The sequence below is a fragment of the Candidatus Caccoplasma merdavium genome (genome assembly GCA_018715595.1).
Lineage (GTDB): Bacteria > Bacteroidota > Bacteroidia > Bacteroidales > UBA11471 > Caccoplasma > Caccoplasma merdavium.
In genome coordinates this window covers 1-17,383 of the sequence record DVLI01000003.1, presented here as the reverse complement: position 1 = coordinate 17,383, position 17,383 = coordinate 1, and the positions used below count along the sequence as shown (strand labels likewise).

The 17,383-nt window shown below is 53.5% G+C and carries 15 protein-coding genes; 10 read left to right on the top strand and 5 right to left on the bottom strand.

Translation table 11 applies throughout. The features are described 5' to 3' along the window. Nucleotides 1-89: 89 nt before the first annotated feature. From IAD09_00590 to IAD09_00550, 9 genes are all read left to right on the top strand, one after another. Nucleotides 90-1,409 (top strand): hypothetical protein, encoded by a 1,320-nt coding sequence (locus tag IAD09_00590; protein HIT80734.1) that lies wholly within the window; start codon nt 90-92, stop codon nt 1,407-1,409. Beyond that, complete coding sequence (locus IAD09_00585; GenBank protein HIT80733.1) at nt 1,409-1,978, top strand: GNAT family N-acetyltransferase; 570 nt, start codon at nt 1,409-1,411, stop codon at nt 1,976-1,978. The genes IAD09_00590 and IAD09_00585 overlap by 1 nt, the downstream gene beginning before the upstream one ends. 42 nt (nt 1,979-2,020) lie before the next feature. Then, nucleotides 2,021-2,845 carry a hypothetical protein gene (locus tag IAD09_00580; GenBank protein ID HIT80732.1) on the top strand — a complete coding sequence of 275 codons (825 nt, stop codon included), beginning with the start codon at nt 2,021-2,023 and terminating at the stop codon, nt 2,843-2,845. A gap of 215 nt (nt 2,846-3,060) precedes the next feature. Beyond that, the gene (locus tag IAD09_00575; GenBank protein HIT80731.1) at nt 3,061-4,377 is read left to right on the top strand and encodes an NAD(P)-dependent oxidoreductase; all 1,317 of its coding nucleotides are present in this window, start codon (nt 3,061-3,063) and stop codon (nt 4,375-4,377) included. A gap of 235 nt (nt 4,378-4,612) precedes the next feature. Next, on the top strand, nt 4,613-5,692 hold the full coding sequence (gmd, locus tag IAD09_00570) for a GDP-mannose 4,6-dehydratase (protein ID HIT80730.1): 1,080 nt from the start codon (nt 4,613-4,615) through the stop codon (nt 5,690-5,692). Nucleotides 5,693-5,694: 2 nt separating this feature from the next. After that, on the top strand, nt 5,695-6,780 hold the full coding sequence (locus tag IAD09_00565; GenBank protein HIT80729.1) for a GDP-L-fucose synthase: 1,086 nt from the start codon (nt 5,695-5,697) through the stop codon (nt 6,778-6,780). Next, nucleotides 6,777-8,123, top strand: coding sequence for a cupin domain-containing protein (locus tag IAD09_00560; protein ID HIT80728.1), 1,347 nt, complete (start codon nt 6,777-6,779; stop codon nt 8,121-8,123). The genes IAD09_00565 and IAD09_00560 overlap by 4 nt, the downstream gene beginning before the upstream one ends. A 54-nt stretch (nt 8,124-8,177) precedes the next feature. Next, a complete protein-coding gene (locus IAD09_00555) occupies nt 8,178-8,972 on the top strand; it encodes a transglutaminase domain-containing protein (GenBank protein ID HIT80727.1) in 795 nt (264 codons plus the stop codon). Between the two features lie 12 nt (nt 8,973-8,984). Next, nucleotides 8,985-9,458 carry a hypothetical protein gene (locus tag IAD09_00550; GenBank protein HIT80726.1) on the top strand — a complete coding sequence of 158 codons (474 nt, stop codon included), beginning with the start codon at nt 8,985-8,987 and terminating at the stop codon, nt 9,456-9,458. 117 nt (nt 9,459-9,575) lie between these two features. Here IAD09_00550 and typA read toward each other — a convergent pair whose 3' ends face one another. Next, entirely contained in the window at nt 9,576-11,378 is a 1,803-nt protein-coding gene (typA, locus tag IAD09_00545; GenBank protein ID HIT80725.1) for a translational GTPase TypA, read from the bottom strand. 219 nt (nt 11,379-11,597) lie between these two features. Here typA and rpsO point away from each other — a divergent pair, with 219 nt between their 5' ends. Beyond that, nucleotides 11,598-11,867 carry a 30S ribosomal protein S15 gene (rpsO, locus tag IAD09_00540; protein ID HIT80724.1) on the top strand — a complete coding sequence of 90 codons (270 nt, stop codon included), beginning with the start codon at nt 11,598-11,600 and terminating at the stop codon, nt 11,865-11,867. A 139-nt stretch (nt 11,868-12,006) separates the two neighbouring features. Here the strand turns inward: rpsO and IAD09_00535 are convergent, their stop codons facing one another. The 4 genes from IAD09_00535 to IAD09_00520 form a co-directional block, all read right to left on the bottom strand. Beyond that, nucleotides 12,007-12,987 carry an esterase-like activity of phytase family protein gene (locus tag IAD09_00535; protein ID HIT80723.1) on the bottom strand — a complete coding sequence of 327 codons (981 nt, stop codon included), beginning with the start codon at nt 12,985-12,987 and terminating at the stop codon, nt 12,007-12,009. A gap of 179 nt (nt 12,988-13,166) precedes the next feature. Beyond that, nucleotides 13,167-14,999 (bottom strand): lamin tail domain-containing protein, encoded by a 1,833-nt coding sequence (locus tag IAD09_00530; protein ID HIT80722.1) that lies wholly within the window; start codon nt 14,997-14,999, stop codon nt 13,167-13,169. 13 nt (nt 15,000-15,012) lie between these two features. Beyond that, entirely contained in the window at nt 15,013-16,374 is a 1,362-nt protein-coding gene (locus IAD09_00525) for a porin (protein ID HIT80721.1), read from the bottom strand. 139 nt (nt 16,375-16,513) lie between these two features. Continuing rightward, nucleotides 16,514-17,383 (bottom strand): hypothetical protein (locus tag IAD09_00520; protein ID HIT80720.1); only part of this gene is annotated, 870 nt, incomplete at its 5' end.

The window sequence follows — 17,383 nt, the reverse complement described above, 5'->3', positions numbered from 1 at the left end:
GAAGCGAGGGGGAAAAGAAAAAAATTCTTTTCCCCCTCGCTTTCTTGTGGAAGATATACTATCTTTACCCGAAACAAATCGAGAAAGATATGCCGAAAAAACATCTTTTCGTTGCGGTGGCTTTCGGAATAGCCGCCTTGCTTCCGCTCCATGCACAGGATATGGTACTGATGCTCATGCAGGGCAACCTGCCTTACCAGGGCACGTCGTGGTCGTTCAGCGGCAGCGGACAACCTTTGCAACAAGACAAGATCAAGGAGTATTGGGACAAGGGTTATTGCATCGTCTCGGCGGCGCATACCCATCGGGGCTGGTTTATCGCCATGTGCCGCAACAGCGGCTACACGGGGCAGTCGTATTACTACGGCAAGGAGTGGCCCAAGGAGTGGCTGGCCGAGAAGTACGGGGCCGGTTACCGCATTACCCATGTGGCGTCGAACCGCACCCACTGGATGTTTGTCGTCTCGCAGAATACCGGCTACACCGAGCAGTCGTATATAACCTGTGCGAGCAACGAACTGTACGAGTCGGTGCAGAACTGTTGGGAAAAAGGTCAGTTTATCACGCAGGCCACCTACGATGGCGACGAATGGGTATTCATTGTGAGCGAGGGTACAGGCATTACCGAGCAGCAGTATTTTTTTGTCCCCACGCGCGAGTTGCTCAGCCGGTGTGCCGATGAAGCCTGGAATGAGGGATATAACCTCACCTTGCTGGAATATGGTGGCGGCGAATACTTTATGGTGGCATCGAAAAGCAAGCATGTATCGGCCGACGTGGCACAGAGTTTCCAGACATTTACCTCCGACTCTCCCAAGGAATTTATACAGTCGCGCTGGGATAAAGGCATGGATATGGTTTATGTGGGTGGCGGATATGCGGGAACACCCGTGGCCTCGGCCGACTATATCCTCTCGGCCGTCTCCCGTCCGGGAGAGACCTATTTTACCTATCCTAGCGTAAGCTATGCTCCCTATTCGGCACCCAACGGGCAGATAGAACTCGGCGAAGATGTCGAGGGAAAATACACCTTGACCTTTGATGCTTCAAAACGTGGATTCTGTGCGGCCGATTCGCTTACCGACGGCAGCAAGATGTGGCGGCAGAACATCACTTATCTCGATCCCGAGGCGGTTGTTACGAAAGACAGTGAGGGGACCACTCTTCTTATCGACTTGGACAGCAAAATCATTATTCAGGCCGATGGCTTTATATGGGTGCCCGAAGGAATCGACAGGAGCGAGGGCCATCATTACGATTGCAACGAGTATGAAGAGATGTTGGTGGATATGCCTCCCTATATAGTCTTGTATCCCGACGCCAATGCCAACAAGAAGCGAATGAGTGATATAGAAAGGTCGCTCCGGCAGCATGGCTTCAAGGTAACCTATAAAATAAGCAATGATTGATGGAAAGGTCTCTTTTGATACTTCCTGTCGATGATACATTGACGCTCATCGAGGCGACCGAGGCCGATGCCGGGTTGCTGTTTCGTGCCATCGATGCCTGGCGTGACGATTTGCGCCGGTGGCTGCCGTTTGTCGACAACCTCCATACCGAGGCCGACGAGGCGGTGTTCCTTTCGGGGCTTTGCGCCGTCCCCACCGACCTGCGCAATTATACGTTCAAAATTCTCTCCGACGGGGTGTTTTGCGGTTTGATAGGATTTGTCACGACCGACCGGGTAAACCGCAAGACCGAGGTGGGCTATTGGCTGTTGCCTCCGTGGCGGGGCCGTGGCATCATGTCGCGCAGTGTCGCTGCCTTGTGCTTGTGGGCGTTCGATGTCAGGGTGATGAACCGTGTGCAGATAAAGTGTGCCGTGGGTAATGCCCCTTCCAATGCCATACCCCGCCGGTTGGGCTTTCGGCTCGAAGGCGTGGAGAGGGCCGGTGAGTATGCCGGAGATGGCCGGTATTACGACCTGAATGTCTATTCCCTTTTGGCCCAGGAGCGAGATAATTTGTCGGGATTGTAACCTTATTTGAGGAAAAACGTCTAATAAAATAAAAAGAGAGATATGAAAAGATTTTTTATTATCCTCCTTGTGATGGGGGTATGTCTTCCCGGTTCATGGGCGCAGGACGAAATTACCGAGGCCAATTATTTGCGACAGGATAGTATTTTATGGGATGCCTATTATCAAAGCGAAGCGGAGTTTGGTCGTTTATGGAAAGAACTTCCCGAAGAGAAACACGACAGCTTGCGGTCGGCTTTTCAAGAAGTGTACGATAAGGCACTCCGGGAGAATGCTCGGCTGGCTTGTCGTTTTGCTTCTGTGCCGAGTGGATTGCAAAGGCTTTATATGGTTCGAGATGATGTTTGTAAGGATACATTGCAGCACATCCTGAATACCCTTACGCCCGATATGCGGGACTCTTTTTACGGAAAGAATATCCAGGCACACGTTTCGAGCCATCAGATAGTCGAGGGCGATACCTTGCCGTTGTTCCCTTGTATGCAGTCCGATGGTACGCCGTTAGACCGGTCGTTGCTCGACGACAAGCGGTTGCTGTTCATTTATGAAGGGTTGGGTTGCATGGGAGCGTCCGGGCGGGCTTATCTCGACAGCCTCTGTTCCGCGACCTCCCGCGATGACTTTTTTATTGTGGTTTATTGCCTTGACGAGTCTTTGAAAGAATTGAAGAAAACCCAAGAACGTTATGGCGGGAAATATATTTACGTTTCCGATTTCATGGGCGATGCAACTCCGGTGAAAATCGTTTACGGTTGTCAAGCCATGCCCACTTGTTTCCTTACCGATAAGTCGCATCGCGTGTTGGTAAAGTGCAAGGGTTTGTGGCCAGTTGAAGAGTATATCGAGAAAACCGGATTTTTCAGATAGACAAGGAGCGTGGCGAGTCCCTGTTGAGGTGCAAATGCTTTTACGAAAAGGTTTGCACCTTTTTTATGTCGGGGAGTCACTATTTCTTCCCGATTGATGGCAGTCGAAATATTAAATTTTCTAAAAACTCTTATTTTGCAATACGCGCTTTGCAAAATAAGATAGATATTTGCAAAGTCTAATTGTCAAAATAGGCTATAAACAAGATAGAGTGCATGGAAATAAACAAGAGCCTGAAATTTTATGAAGTGAGCGGATACACCATCAAGGAGGCCATCGACGAGGCCAAGCGTTGCTTGAACTGCAAGAATCCTTCCTGTCGCAAGGGGTGTCCCATCGAGAACGACATACCCTCGTTTATCCATCAGTTGTCGATGGGAAACATGGGTGATGCCATGGCGGTCATCAACGAGCGCAGCAACCTGCCGGCCATTTGCGGGCGGGTATGCCCGCACGAGAAGCAGTGCGAGGGGCATTGCATACTCTACCCCAAGGGAAAAGGCATACGCATCGGCATGCTCGAACGTTTCATTGCCGACTTCGACGTGGAGATGAGCCTTATCAGGGAACGTCTGCCGCAAAAGACCCGCGGAAAGGTGGCCATTATCGGTTCGGGTCCGGCGGGACTGACGGTGGCCGGCGATTTGGCCCGTCAGGGATTCAATGTGACCATCTTCGAGAGCCAGCCCGAGCCGGGTGGCGTGCTCATGTTCGGCATTCCCGAATATCGCCTGCCCAAAGAGGTGGTGCGCAAGGAGATAAAGAAAATCGAGGCACTCGGCGTGACCTTCATTACCAACTGTGTCGTGGGCAAGGACATCGACGTCGACCGCATCTTCGAGCAGGAATACGATGCCGTCTTCATCGGTTCGGGAACCGCCTTGCCCAAGTCGCTCAATCTGCCCGGCTGTGAGTTGAAGGGCATCGTGCAGTCGTCGTACTTCCTGCGCATGGTGAGCCTTTACAATTTCGGCGACATCGACCGCCGTGAAGTGCCTGTGCACGAAGGCGAGGTCGTGGGCGTGATAGGTTGCGGCAATGTGGGTATGGACGCTGCCCGCACCGCCCTGCGCATGGGAGCCAAGGAGGTGTATGTGATTTACCATAAGACCGAGGCGGAGATGTCGGCGTTGCGGTCGGAATATGAAGATGCCGTGGCCGAAGGCGTGAAATTCTTGTGGTGTACGGCGACCAAAGAGTTTGTTTGTGACAACAATTCAGGCTGGATTACCGGGCTGAAAGCCGATACGCCCGAAGGAGAAAAAACATTAGCCTTCAATCGTATCTTGCTGGCCATCGGCTCGCGGCCGGCCAATCGCATCGTCTCGACGACGACGGGTATCGATGTCGACGAGTCGGGATATGTCATCACGCGTGAGCGGCCCTATGGCATGACTACGCGCAAAGGGGTATTCGCCGGCGGCGATGTGGTGCACACGCCGCAGACCGTCGTGTTGGCCATGAAAGAGGCCAAGCGGGTGGCTGTGGGTATTGCCCAGTATGTCGACGCCAAAAAGTTGCTCGAAGTGTAATTCCTCAATTCGAATGTTTGTTTATAGGGTATTGGAAGGGAGCAGATGTCTGCTCCCATTTTTTGTTTGAGAAACAGTCTGTTTCTTCTTTTCGTATATTTGTAAAATGAGGGGCGATTGAGCAAAACGTTCAATCAACATGACTTTTTGCACCCTTCTTTTCGTATATTTGCAATTGACCCGTCGGCTTCTTGTCAATCGCGGAGGGGATCGAAACCGATAAAAAACGATACAGATGAAAAAAGCATTGATTACAGGCATTACCGGTCAGGACGGTTCGTTCTTGGCCGAGTTTCTTTTGGAAAAAGGGTATGAAGTACATGGAATCCTTCGCCGCTCGTCGTCGTTCAATACCGGACGCATAGAGCATCTCTATCTCGATGAATGGGTGCGCGACATGCACCAAAAGCGGTTGATAAATCTGCATTATGGCGACATGACTGACTCGTCGTCGCTGGTGCGCATCATTCAGGCCGTGCAGCCCGGTGAAATTTATAACCTTGCCGCACAGTCACACGTCAAAGTCTCGTTCGACGTGCCCGAATATACGGCCGAGGCCGATGCTTTGGGCACCCTGCGTTTGCTCGAAGCCGTGCGCATTCTCGGCCTCGAAAAGCGGTGTCGCATCTATCAGGCATCGACCTCGGAACTCTTCGGGTTGGTGCAGGAAGTCCCCCAGCGGGAGACCACCCCGTTCTATCCCCGTTCGCCCTATGGCGTGGCCAAGCAATACGGTTTCTGGATTACCAAGAACTACCGCGAGGCATACGGCATGTTTGCCGTGAACGGTATCCTTTTCAACCATGAATCGGAGCGGCGCGGCGAGAATTTCGTCACGCGCAAGATTACCCTGGCCGCCGCCCGCATAGCGCAGGGCTATCAGGACAAGCTCTACCTGGGCAACCTCAATGCCTTGCGCGACTGGGGGTATGCCAAGGATTATGTCGAGTGCATGTGGCTGATGCTTCAACACGACACGCCCGAGGACTTTGTCATCGCTACCGGCGAATACCATACCGTGCGGGAATTTACGGCACTGGCCTTCAAGGAGGTGGGCATCGAACTCCGCTGGGAAGGCGAGGGCGTCGACGAAGTGGGCATCGACAAGGCTACGGGGCGTGTGCTTGTGGCGGTCGACCCGCGCTTCTTCCGTCCCGCTGAGGTGGAGCAGTTGTTGGGTGACCCCACCAAGGCCAGGACCCTGTTGGGGTGGAATCCGCGCAAGACGACTTTCCCCGAATTGGTGAGAATTATGGTGGAGCATGATATGAAATTTGTGAAAAAACTCTATCTTCGTTCACAAATCGGGCAGTGAGTATGGAAAAGAATGCGAAAATCTATGTCGCCGGCCATCGGGGGCTGGTAGGCTCGGCCATTTGGAACAACCTGCGGGTCAAAGGCTACACCTCTTTGGTGGGGCGCACGCATGCCGAGCTCGACTTGCTCGACGGGGTCGCCGTGAAACGCTTTTTCGACGAAGAACGCCCCGATTATGTCATCTTGGCCGCCGCTCATGTGGGCGGGATTATGGCCAACAACACCTATCGCGCCGATTTTATATACGAAAATTTGCAGATACAGCAGAATGTTATCGGCGAGGCTTTCCGCCACGGGGTGAAGAAAATGCTGGTCTTGGGCTCGACATGCATCTATCCCCGCGATTGTCCGCAGCCCATCAAGGAAGAATATCTGTTGACGGGGCCGCTCGAATATACCAATGAACCGTATGCCCTGTCGAAAATCGTCGGCTTGAAGATGTGCGAGAGCTTCAACCTGCAATACGGTACCAATTACCTGGCCGTGATGCCGACCAACCTGTACGGCCCCAACGACAACTTCCATCTCGAAAATTCCCATGTCATACCGGCCATGATGCGCAAGATATTCCTGGCGCACAGTCTGCACGAGGGCGACTGGAAGAGTGTGCGGGCCGACTTGGATTGTCGCCCCGTCGAAGGGGTGACCGGTGCGGCCGACAAGGAGACCATCGTGGCCACCCTTCTCCGTTACGGCATTGCGGCCGAGGCGGTCACCCTGTGGGGAACCGGCCGTCCGTTGAGAGAGTTTCTGTGGTCCGAAGAGATGGCCGATGCCAGCGTCTTCGTGATGGAGCAGGTCGATTTCAAGGACTTGGCGGGAACCTCGAAGGAGGTGCGCAACTGCCATATCAATATCGGTACGGGAAAAGAAATCTCCATCGGCGACTTGGCCCGGCTCATTGTCGCCACAATCGGCTATCGGGGCCGGTTGCAATTCGACGCCACCAAGCCCGACGGTACGCCCCGCAAACTCTGCGACGTGACCCGCCTGCATAGCCTTGGGTGGTGCCACAAGATAGAAATCGAAGAAGGTGTCAAGCGCCTTTATCACTGGTATTGTCAAAGTATTAACCCATCGATATGAGAATCATATTATTATCGGGCGGCTCGGGAAAACGCCTTTGGCCGTTGTCGAACGACGCCCGCTCCAAACAGTTCCTCAAATTGCTCGAAGCTCCCGACGGTACGCGGGAGTCGATGCTGCAACGCATTGTGCGGCAAATCAAGGAGTCGGGGCTCGACGCCCCCATCACGGTCGCTACCAGCGTGTCGCAGAAAGATGCCATAACCACCCAGCTCGGTAATGCTGTCGACGTGGTTACCGAGCCCGAACGTCGCAACACCTTCCCCGCGATAGCTTTGGCGACGACCCATCTGCTCAAAGACAAGCAATGCGGTCGCGACGAGGTTGTCGTGGTGATGCCCATCGACCCCTATACCGATGAAAGTTATTTTGCCGTCATCGTGCAGATGGCCGCGGCCGCCGAGCGGGGTGCCGCCGATGTGATGTTGATGGGAATCCGCCCGAAGAGACCTTCGGCGACATTCGGTTATATCATTCCCGACATGGCACATGCCGATGCCGACGTTTATCCGGTAGTCCGTTTCGTCGAAAAGCCCGAGATTCAGTATGCCGAGAAGTTGATACGCGAAGGGGCTCTTTGGAATGGGGGCGTCTTTGCCTTCAAACTGGGTTTCCTCGACGATTACATTGCCCGTTATGTCAAGGCCGACACCTTCGACGAGATGCGGTTGCGTTATCTCGAACTGCCCAAAATCAGTTTCGATTTCGAGGTGGTGGAGAAAACCTCGTCGGTGGGTGTGGTACCTTTCAACGGAAATTGGAAAGACCTCGGAACCTGGAACAGCCTCACCGAGGAAATGCCCGACCGCACCATCGGCAATGCCGTCATGGGCGAAGGCTCCGACGGTACCCATGTGGTGAATGAGTTGGAGATACCGATTGTGTGCCTCGGCATGAAAAACGCCATCGTGGCAGCCAGTCCCGACGGAATCCTGGTGGGCGATAAGGACTCTTGCACCCGCCTCAAATCCTATGCCACCCGTTTTGCCAAGCGACCCATGTATGAGGAGCGGCGCTGGGGTACCTACAAGGTGATGGGCTACAACGTATTGCCCGACGGCTATCGAGCCCTGACCAAGCTCCTCTGCATCAAGGCCGGTTGCAACATCAGCTACCAGTATCACAACCGTCGCGAGGAGGTGTGGACCTTTATCGACGGTCGGGGACAGCTGGCGCTCGACGGTCGTGTCGTCGAAGTGGGCCGGGGCGATGTCATACACATCAAGGTGGGACAGAAGCACGCCGTGCGGGCTGTCACCGACTTGCAGATCATCGAGGTGCAGATGGGCAGCGAACTTGTCGAGGAAGACATCGTGCGGCTGTCGTGGGAATGGAGAGAATGAATGAGGCTTCGTAGTATTGCATAAATAAGGCGAGATGGGTATAAAATCTTTGTAATGAAAAAAATCTTTGTAATATTCTTATTGGTATGTGGTAGCGCAGGTGGATATGCGCAGATTATCTATAAAATGCAATTACGGTATTTTAACCGTGCCGCACTCGATTCCTATCCGCAGGAGGTCGTATCTTTCCGGCAAGTTGATAGTATCTGTCATGTTACGATACGGAATTCAGCCGTAAAGGCCGATACGTCTCTTCTTAAAATAGTGAAGCAGGCCGTCGTTGATCCGAGTTTGCCTTATCCTTCTGACGTGTTGCCGTTTTTGGAACCGACAACTCTTATCGATTATCGCCTGCCCGAGTTACAAGTGATTGCAGATACGTTGTTTGGAAATGAAAAAAATGTGTGGTCGATTATAAGCAAGGGTTTGAAATTTGCATCGACTTATATTGAGACCTTCGATGATTCCCTGGCTGTGGAAATAGACAAGGGCAATAGTATCACGGAAGATATTGCGACCATACTCCGACGCAGGAAAGGCACTTGTAGCGAGCATACCAATCTGTTTATTGCCTTGATGCGTTCGAGGTCTATTCCATGTCGCTTTATTACCGGGTATGTTTATTATCCACCGCAGATCGTTGGCGGTGCCCATGCTTGGGCTGAATGTTATGTGAATGGTGCCGGCTGGATTCCGGTCGATCCGCAAATCGGACGGTTGTCTTATCCGATAGGAATAAAGCTTTTTGCCGGGAAGGATTATCCCGATTGCGGAATAAAGGTTTTGAGCGATATAGAGCCGCTCTCCATCGAAATTAAAAATAATGCCTATTTGCAGAGGAAAAAATAATTTGTCATTGTTATGGAACAACCCCAACTCAACGAACACAACAAGCAGGAATATCCCCCCATGCACACGGCCGAGCATATCTTGAACCGCACGATGGTCGAGATGTTCGGTTGTCCGCGTTCACGCAACGCACACATCGAGCGCAAGAAGAGCAAGTGCGACTATGAATTGCCCGAGGAGCCTACGGCCGGGCAGTTGGCCGCCGTCGAGGCGAAAGTCAACGAGGTCATAGCCAGTGCCCTGCCGGTTACCGAGGAGTTTGTCGCGCGAGCCGAAGTTCCCGCCGAGGTCGATGTCTCGAAGTTGCCCGACGACGTGAGCGAGACGTTGCGTCTGGTGCGGGTGGGCGACTACGATGTGTGTGCCTGCATCGGCGCGCATGTGGCCAATACGTCGGAGATAGGTGTTTTCAAAATCATCAGCCACGACTATGAGCCCGGCCGTCTGCGCCTTCGTTTCAAGTTGCAGGCTCCGACGGTGAAGTGAGGGGGCTTGTCGGGTGGCAATCACTCCTCCCGGTCAATAAGGAAAACGAGCCGCAGGTCATTCGACCTGCGGCTCATTGTTTCTGGAAGGGAGGGCGTTGAGGAGCCCTCCCTTCCATTATCGGTTGGCACGTTTGCGTTCGAGTTCGTCGAGAATGATTTTGCGTATGCGCAGGTGATGGGGGGTCACTTCGAGGTACTCGTCTTCCTTGATGTATTCGAGCGACTCTTCGAGGCTCATCACGATGGGCGGAATGATGCGCGCCTTTTCGTCGGCACCCGATGCACGCATGTTGGTGAGCTTTTTTGACTTGGTGACGTTGACCACGATGTCGCCCTCCTTGGCGTTCTCGCCCACGACCTGTCCCGCATAGACCTCTTCCTGCGGGAAGATGAAGAAGCGGCCGCGGTCTTGCAGCTTGTCGAGTGCATAGGCGTATGCGGTACCGGCCTCCATGGCGATGAGCGAACCGTTGGTGCGGCGTTCGATGTCGCCTTTCCACGGCTGGTATTCGAGGAATCGGTGGGCCATGATGGCTTCGCCGGCCGAAGCGGTGAGCACGTTGTTGCGCAGGCCGATGATGCCGCGCGAGGGAATCGAGAATTCGAGGTGTATGCGGTCGCCTTGCGTGTCCATCGAGAGCAGGTCGCCTTTGCGGCGGGTTACCATGTCGATCATTTTGCTGGCGTACTCTTCGGGAACGTTGATGGTGAGCTGTTCCACGGGTTCGCATTTTACACCGTCGATTTCCTTGACGATGACCTGGGGTTGTCCCACTTGCAGTTCATAGCCTTCGCGGCGCATCGTCTCGATGAGAATCGAGAGGTGCAGCACACCGCGGCCATAGACTGTCCACACGCCGTCTTCGGGTGCTTTCTCGACGCGCAGGGCGAGGTTGCGTTCCAACTCTTTTTCGAGGCGTTCGGCGATGTGGCGCGAGGTGACATACTTTCCGTCGCGGCCGAAGAAGGGCGAATCGTTGTTGGTGAAGGTCATCGACATGGTGGGCTCGTCGATGGCGATACGGGGCAGTGCTTCGGGGGTATTGACATCGGCAATGGTATCGCCGATTTCGAAGCCCTCTATGCCTACCAGGGCGCATATCTCACCCGAAGCAGCGCTTTCGACGCGGGTGCGGCCCATGCCTTCGAAGATGTGCAGTTCCTTGATGCGTTGTTTCACGGTCGAGCCGTCGCGCTTGCACAACACGATGTCTTGGCCTTCGCGCAATTCACCGCGGTGTATGCGGCCTATGGCGATACGGCCCACATACGACGAGAAGTCGAGCGAGGTGATGAGCATTTGCGAGGGGCCTTCGATATATTCCGGGGCGGGAATGTGTTCGATGATGGTATCGAGCAATACCGAGATGTTGTCGGTGGGTTTGCGCCAGTCGGTCGACATCCAGTTTTGTTTGGCCGAACCGTAGATGGTGGGGAAGTCGAGTTGTTCCTCGGTGGCATTGAGGTTGAACATCAGTTCGAATACCATTTCCTGCACCTCGTCGGGACGGCAGTTCTGCTTGTCGACCTTGTTGATGACGACGATGGGTTTCAGCCCCATCTGAATGGCCTTTTGCAACACAAAGCGGGTTTGGGGCATGGGACCTTCGAAGGCGTCGACCAGCAGCAGGCAGCCGTCGGCCATGTTGAGTACGCGTTCCACCTCGCCACCGAAGTCGGCGTGCCCCGGGGTGTCGATGATGTTTATCTTGCAGTCTTTGTACCGTATCGATACGTTTTTCGACAGAATCGTTATGCCGCGTTCCCGTTCGAGGTCGTTGTTGTCGAGCATGAGCTCGCCCGTGTTCTGGTTGTCACGGAAGAGGCGGCCGGCCATCAGCATCTTGTCGACGAGGGTGGTTTTTCCGTGGTCGACGTGGGCGATGATGGCGATATTCCGAATGTTTTGTTTTTGCATACCTTAAAAAATTTTCCGGCGCAAAGGTACGATAAAAAATGCGATAATTGATATGGACGTGACGGTTAATTGCTCTTTTTCAAAGCCGAAAGAGGTAAATTTTTTCATTTTCAGGGGAGAAATGAGGAAAAATACCGTCCAAAACATTTGTCGGTCGGAAATATTTGTCTACCTTTGCGGTCTCAAAACATTTCATTCATATATAAAACTGTTAAAAAGATGTATTTAACGTCAGAGAAAAAAAAGGAAATCTTTGAGAAGTACGGAAAGAACAATACTGATACTGGTTCTCCCGAGTCCCAGATTGCATTATTTTCCTATCGTATCTCTCATTTGACTGAGCACCTCAAGTCAAATCACAAAGATTATACGACCGAAAGAGCCCTGAAAATGCTGGTAGGTAAACGTCGCCGCCTGCTCGATTATCTCCAGAAAATCGACATCGAGCGCTACCGTGCCATCGTAAAAGAACTGGGCCTCAGAAAGTAAGTTTTTCTTACTCTTTACGCGCAGGGCACCTTCCTCGGGAAGGTGCCCTGCGTTGTTTTTGTCCCCAAATGGTGAAAAAAATCAAACGGGTCTCCCCGTGGGGATAGGACCCGTTTCCCGTCTTATGAAATAGATGTGCTTAAAAGCCGAAGAAGAAGATTTCGTTGCGGTCGGTGCGACCGTTGTTTTTCAGTTTCTGCCGGTAACGGCAGCCGGCCGGGACAGTGGCCTCGATGCCGAAGTCGTCGTCGTTGACAACGCCGAGTGTCGAGTCGTTGATGAGGGCCATGCCTTCGGGCTTGTCGTGGTCATATTCGGGACACACCTGCAACAGGTCGGCAGCCAGTGTCTTGGAGAGCAGGCACAAGCTGTCGGTTGCGGGCAGAGTGATGCGGTATATGCGTTTGCACACTTCGCCATCGCCGGGGAATTTTCCGTCGCGTTCGAGAACGAGCAGCGTTGTGTCGTCGAGGCATACCAGGGCGCTTACGCCGCACTCCCGGCTGTCGGGTGTGTAGGCATATTCGCGGCAAGTGCCGTTTTCCGTGTCGATGACCAGGAGGGGAATATTCGTCCTGAATATCTCCGGACAGCCGCCGTCGAGAGGCGACTGCATGATGCCATAGAGCGTCTTTCCGTCGTTACCGATGCAGAGTCCCTCCATGCCGCGGTTGGGTTGCCGCAGGGCGTAATGGGCAGGAAGTTTTCCGTTGAACGGCGAATATTCCTCGATGAGTATCCCGTCGGCATTGAAGTGCAGGAGATAGGGGCCGTACTCGTCGCTCACCCAAAAGGTGCCGTCGGGCGACACTGCAAGCCCTTCGGTATCGATGCCTTTGCGTTCGGCCGTGATGATTTCGCTGCCGCCCGGCGCATAGGCTTTCTCTCCGGTGATGCCCTCTCCGGTGGTGCGGGGCAGGCCGCAGAAGAATGTACTGTCATTTTCACGGAGCATGATTTTGCGAATGAGGCACAAGGAGTCGCCCTTCCATTTAAACACGCCGATGTGCGGCGTATAGTCGGCCAGTGGGAATACCTTGCTGTGGACCGTGGCTCCGTCGACATTGGGCCCGCGGTCGGTCAGTAGCCAGAAGCTCGAGTCTGTCCGGTTGTAAGCCATGTCCGAGCCGTACCCGCCGATGTATATAGGGGGGTATCCTTCTATATCTACCCGTTCCGACGGGACGGAAACCGTTGCGGGGAATCCCGCAACGGTCTTGGATTCTTGACAGGAAATCAAGAGTGGAAAAATGGAAAACAGGAGAGTATAATGTAAAATGGATATTCTCATGGTGCGTGTTATTTGATGTCTTTACCGTTGTTGCTGTTGTTCTTGGAAACTTCGGTAAAGACGACAATCTCGTCGCCGCCATCGGTGCGGCGTCCTACGCTGTAAACCTCGGTGTCTTCGAAAGCCGGTGCCTCGATTTCGGCGATGAGCCGGCCCGACGCGTCGTAGAGGAATACCCAGTCGCCCCCCTTGCCAAGGCCGAACACGGGGCCGTTGGTGTTTTTCTTGTCGACGTCGAGGGTGAGGAAACTTTTGGCGGCGATGACTGTCCCGTCGGGGAAGAAATATTGTTTCTCAGGGTCGAGAGCATCGTCCATCAGACTGAACCCGCTCAGGTCGATGGCGTTGTCGCTGCTGTTATAGAGCTCGATAAAGTCTTTGGTGTCGTTCCACGGTTGGGTCTGCACGTCTTGGTTGTTGGTGAAGACTTCGTTGATGCAGAGGCCCAGCGTGTTGGTTACCGGCTGGCGCTGCTCACCGCCGTTGGCGGTTCCCCGTGAATATTGGGCAAAGATGACCCACTGGTCGCTGCCGTCGCTCAGGCGTCCGTAGCTTTCGTGTTGTTTCAGGCTGGGACAGTGTACCTCGTCGATGATGTTCAGGTCGGCATCGGCCAGGACGATGTATTCATCGGGACCTTTGCTCAGTCCCCAGGAAGGATAGTTGGTCGGGTCGTTGTAGTACTCCTCTTTGTCGCATTCGATGACGAGCCGTTCACCGGCGGCTATCTTTTTCCCTTCGGGGAAAGTCCAAGCCTCTTCCTGGCCTCCGCTTTCCCACATTTTCAGACCCGAGAGGTCGATGGTGTTGCTGCCGGCGTTGTAGAGCTCGATGAAGTCGAGGTCGTCGATGCTCGACTGGTCGCTGAACGTGTAGACCTCGTTGATGAGCAGTTGGCCTGCGAGTCCGTTCCCCGTCGAGGCTCCGTTCGACGTTCCTTTGGTAGGACTCTCGATGATGCTCCACTGGTTGCCGCCGTCGGTGGTGCGGCCATAGGAGAATCCTTCCTGTCCGGCACTTTTGAAGTCGGGGGTCTCTACCTCGTCGATGAGTTTGCGTTCCTTGTCGAGGAAGATGACCTTGTCGCCACCCGAACTGAGGCCGAACGTGAAGGAGTCGCCCTCGCCCGGCGATACCTGGCTGTAAACGACGAACCCTTTGGCGGCAATGACGGTACCTTCGGGAATGATGAACTCCTCGGCCTCCTTTTTGTCGTCTTGCAGTATGAAACCGCCGATGTTTACGGCTTGTTCCTCACCGTTGTAAATCTCGATGAAGTCGGTGTCGTCGCCGGCAGGAGAGGAGAGTACTTCGTTGATATACAGTTTGAGCGAACTGGTCCCGGGGGTGTTGTCGTCGCCCTCCGAGGTGTTGTCGCGTCCCGGCGTCCCGCTGGAAAGTACCACCCAGGTGGACGAGCCGTCGCTTTCCCGGGCGTAGGTCTGTCCGTCGTCCAAGGCGGGTACCAGTATGTTGTCGATGATGTGTCCCTGGTTGTCGATGAGGGTGACGGCATCGCCGCTACCGCTGAGCCCGAAGGAGAAGTCGCTCTCCTTGTAGAGGACCAGGTATGATTTGGACCCTATTTTGGCTCCTGACGGGAACGTGTATTCTTCGTCGGCTCCCTTGCTGTCTTGCAAAAGAAAACCGCCAAGGCTGATTTCCGAATCGGAGCCGTTGTAGAGCTCGATCCAATCGGTGCCACTGGTACATACTTCGTTGATATATAAACCTTTTATATCGGAAGATCCGGTTATGAGGTCGGTTTCACTGTCGTCTTTGCAGGCGGTTGAAACGGCGGTCAGGACGGCGAGAATCCCGATGAGATGTCTTTTCTTCATAAGTTTTTGGTTTTTAGAAAGATACAAGTAGTCGTAATTGTATGATGTTGAAATCTATGCCTTCTGGACGCACTTGGCTGAGTGACAACCCGTTTTGGGTGATATGACCTTTGTCGTCGGCGTATTTGTCGTTGTCGACAAACGTATAGTTCAGTCCCAGCAGGACGTTGCGTATGGGATACCAGTTGAGGGTGGCATTGTAGGCGTAGGCTTTTCCTCCCGTGATGACCGATGAAGCATCATGGAAATCGTTGAGATTGACATGGCTGGCCCGGGCTGATATTTCAAGATTACCCCCTTTGCGGCGCACTTCCATCGGGCCGAATTCGGCATCTTCGGGAGAGTAGCGGCGTTGTTTCCCCAGTATCATGTATGAAGCGGTGGCATACCAGCCGTTGAACGTGGCGTTTTTCAACGGTTGCTTCATGCCGTCGGTTCCTCGTTTATATCGGGAGAGGTCGGTGAAGATATATTCTCCGTAGACGAGCAGTTTGTCCCAACGGACAGCTGCTTCGATGCCATAGGTGGCGTAGTGGTTTACGTTGGGTATCTCTGCACGGACGAAGCGACGACGGTCGGTGCGGCTTTCGGGAAAGGTGCGGAACTCCACGAACCGGTCTTCCTCGCCGGCGGCATCGGGGGTACGGTAGGTCGCATATCCGCCGAGGTGCAGTGTCAGCACGTCATTGACAACGGGCGATACCGCTACGCGGCCGGTAAATCCGTAACCGTCGCTGCCACGGTTTTTCTCTTTCTGAATGATGTCGACCTGTTGCCCGAAGACACCACCGCTCACCCACCAGTGTTTGTTCCACGCCGTGGCGGCGATACCCAGGCGTCGACCTCCGGCAAACATCTCTACCGGCATGGGCCGTTCGTTCGACGAGAGGTATTTCGAACTGGTGAGACGTTCCATGCTCATGGGTTCCTTGAAGTGCCCTGCCTGTATCGAGATGTGGTCGTTGAACCGGTATCCCAGGAACATGTCCTTGATTTCGACTTCGTTGTAGGCAAAGTCGAGGTCAAACTCGGCAAACCAGTTATACAGTTCGGCTTTCAGGGCAAAGCGAGCCCGGCGAATACTCACGCCGTTGTTGAAACGGAAGATGCCATCGTCTTCTTCCAAGTCTTTGTTGGGCTTGGACGACAAACCTGTGATGTCGCTCGTGGGAGCGTAGTAAGAGCCATCGATGTATATGCGGTTGTCGAACCAAAGATGGAACTTTTCGTTCTTCGACGCAAAATGCAGCTTCCCGTCTTTGAAATAGACCCGTGCCGGAACACTTGTGCCGTCTTTGTCATAGGTCTCTGTTTCTTGGGCCGGAGCCAATATCGGAAGCAGTCCGATGGCGGTGGCCAGCAGTAGCTTTTTCATCGTGATGATTTTTGCTGCAAAGAACGAAGGTTGGCATTTCAAGGTGATGACGAGTCGATGACATTTCTGTTTCATTAAAATGAAAAACGGGTTAGCGGAAGAGTCCGCCAACCCGTTTGAAGAAAAGACTATTTTTCTATTAAAGCAGTAATTTGTATGTCTCGGAGCCGATTTTGACGATATAACTTTCTTGGGTGGTCAGCTCGATTGTGATGCGGGCATCGGGTTGACTTTTGCCATCGATGGTTTTTATCAAGATACCCAGTTCGTTATATATCCGTGCGGTTTCGTTCGCGGGCATGTTCTCTATGATGATTTGTCCGTTTTGTCCGTAAACTTTCACCGCACTTGCATGGCTTTGTTGGAGCAACGATGTGAGTTCCTTGAAGACGATCGAGAGTGTCGACGGCTCTGTCAGTACCGGGGTTGTGAACAGGTAGCTGCTGTCGATGAGCTGGGTCATGTCGACGTCGTTGAACATCACGCTGTGCAAAGACCAACCCGTGTCGGGAACGATTCTGAAATTCAGCGTCGAGCCGACGGCAACTTCTTGTTCCATCGTTCCGCCGTTTATACCCTGTATGGTCAACGTCGTATATTCTGTGGACCCTTCTTGTCTCTCGTCAAAGAGCACTTGTATCAAAGCGTCTTCTTTCAGACTCACATAGTAAGCCGTGTCGTTTTGGTCGCTGATGACTTCTTCGTTGCAGATGACTTGTTTTACTTGGTATCCTTCGTTGGGACGGACACTTATCTTGACCGTCTCATCGCTCGATACATTCCCGGCAAAAGGTGCGGGAAGCGTGTCGTTGACATGTATGATGCCGAGGTCACGGTCATAAGCTATCCATAAAGCATGGAATTCCGGTTCGACCACGGTCGTGTCGTCGGGAGCCGGGGTCTCCTCCTCGAAACGGAATACGATGTCGGCGTTTTGCGTCATGGAGGTGCGGTAGAATATGCCGTCGCTCGAAACGAAAGGTTCCCCGTTGAGGGTCGCCTCGGCCAG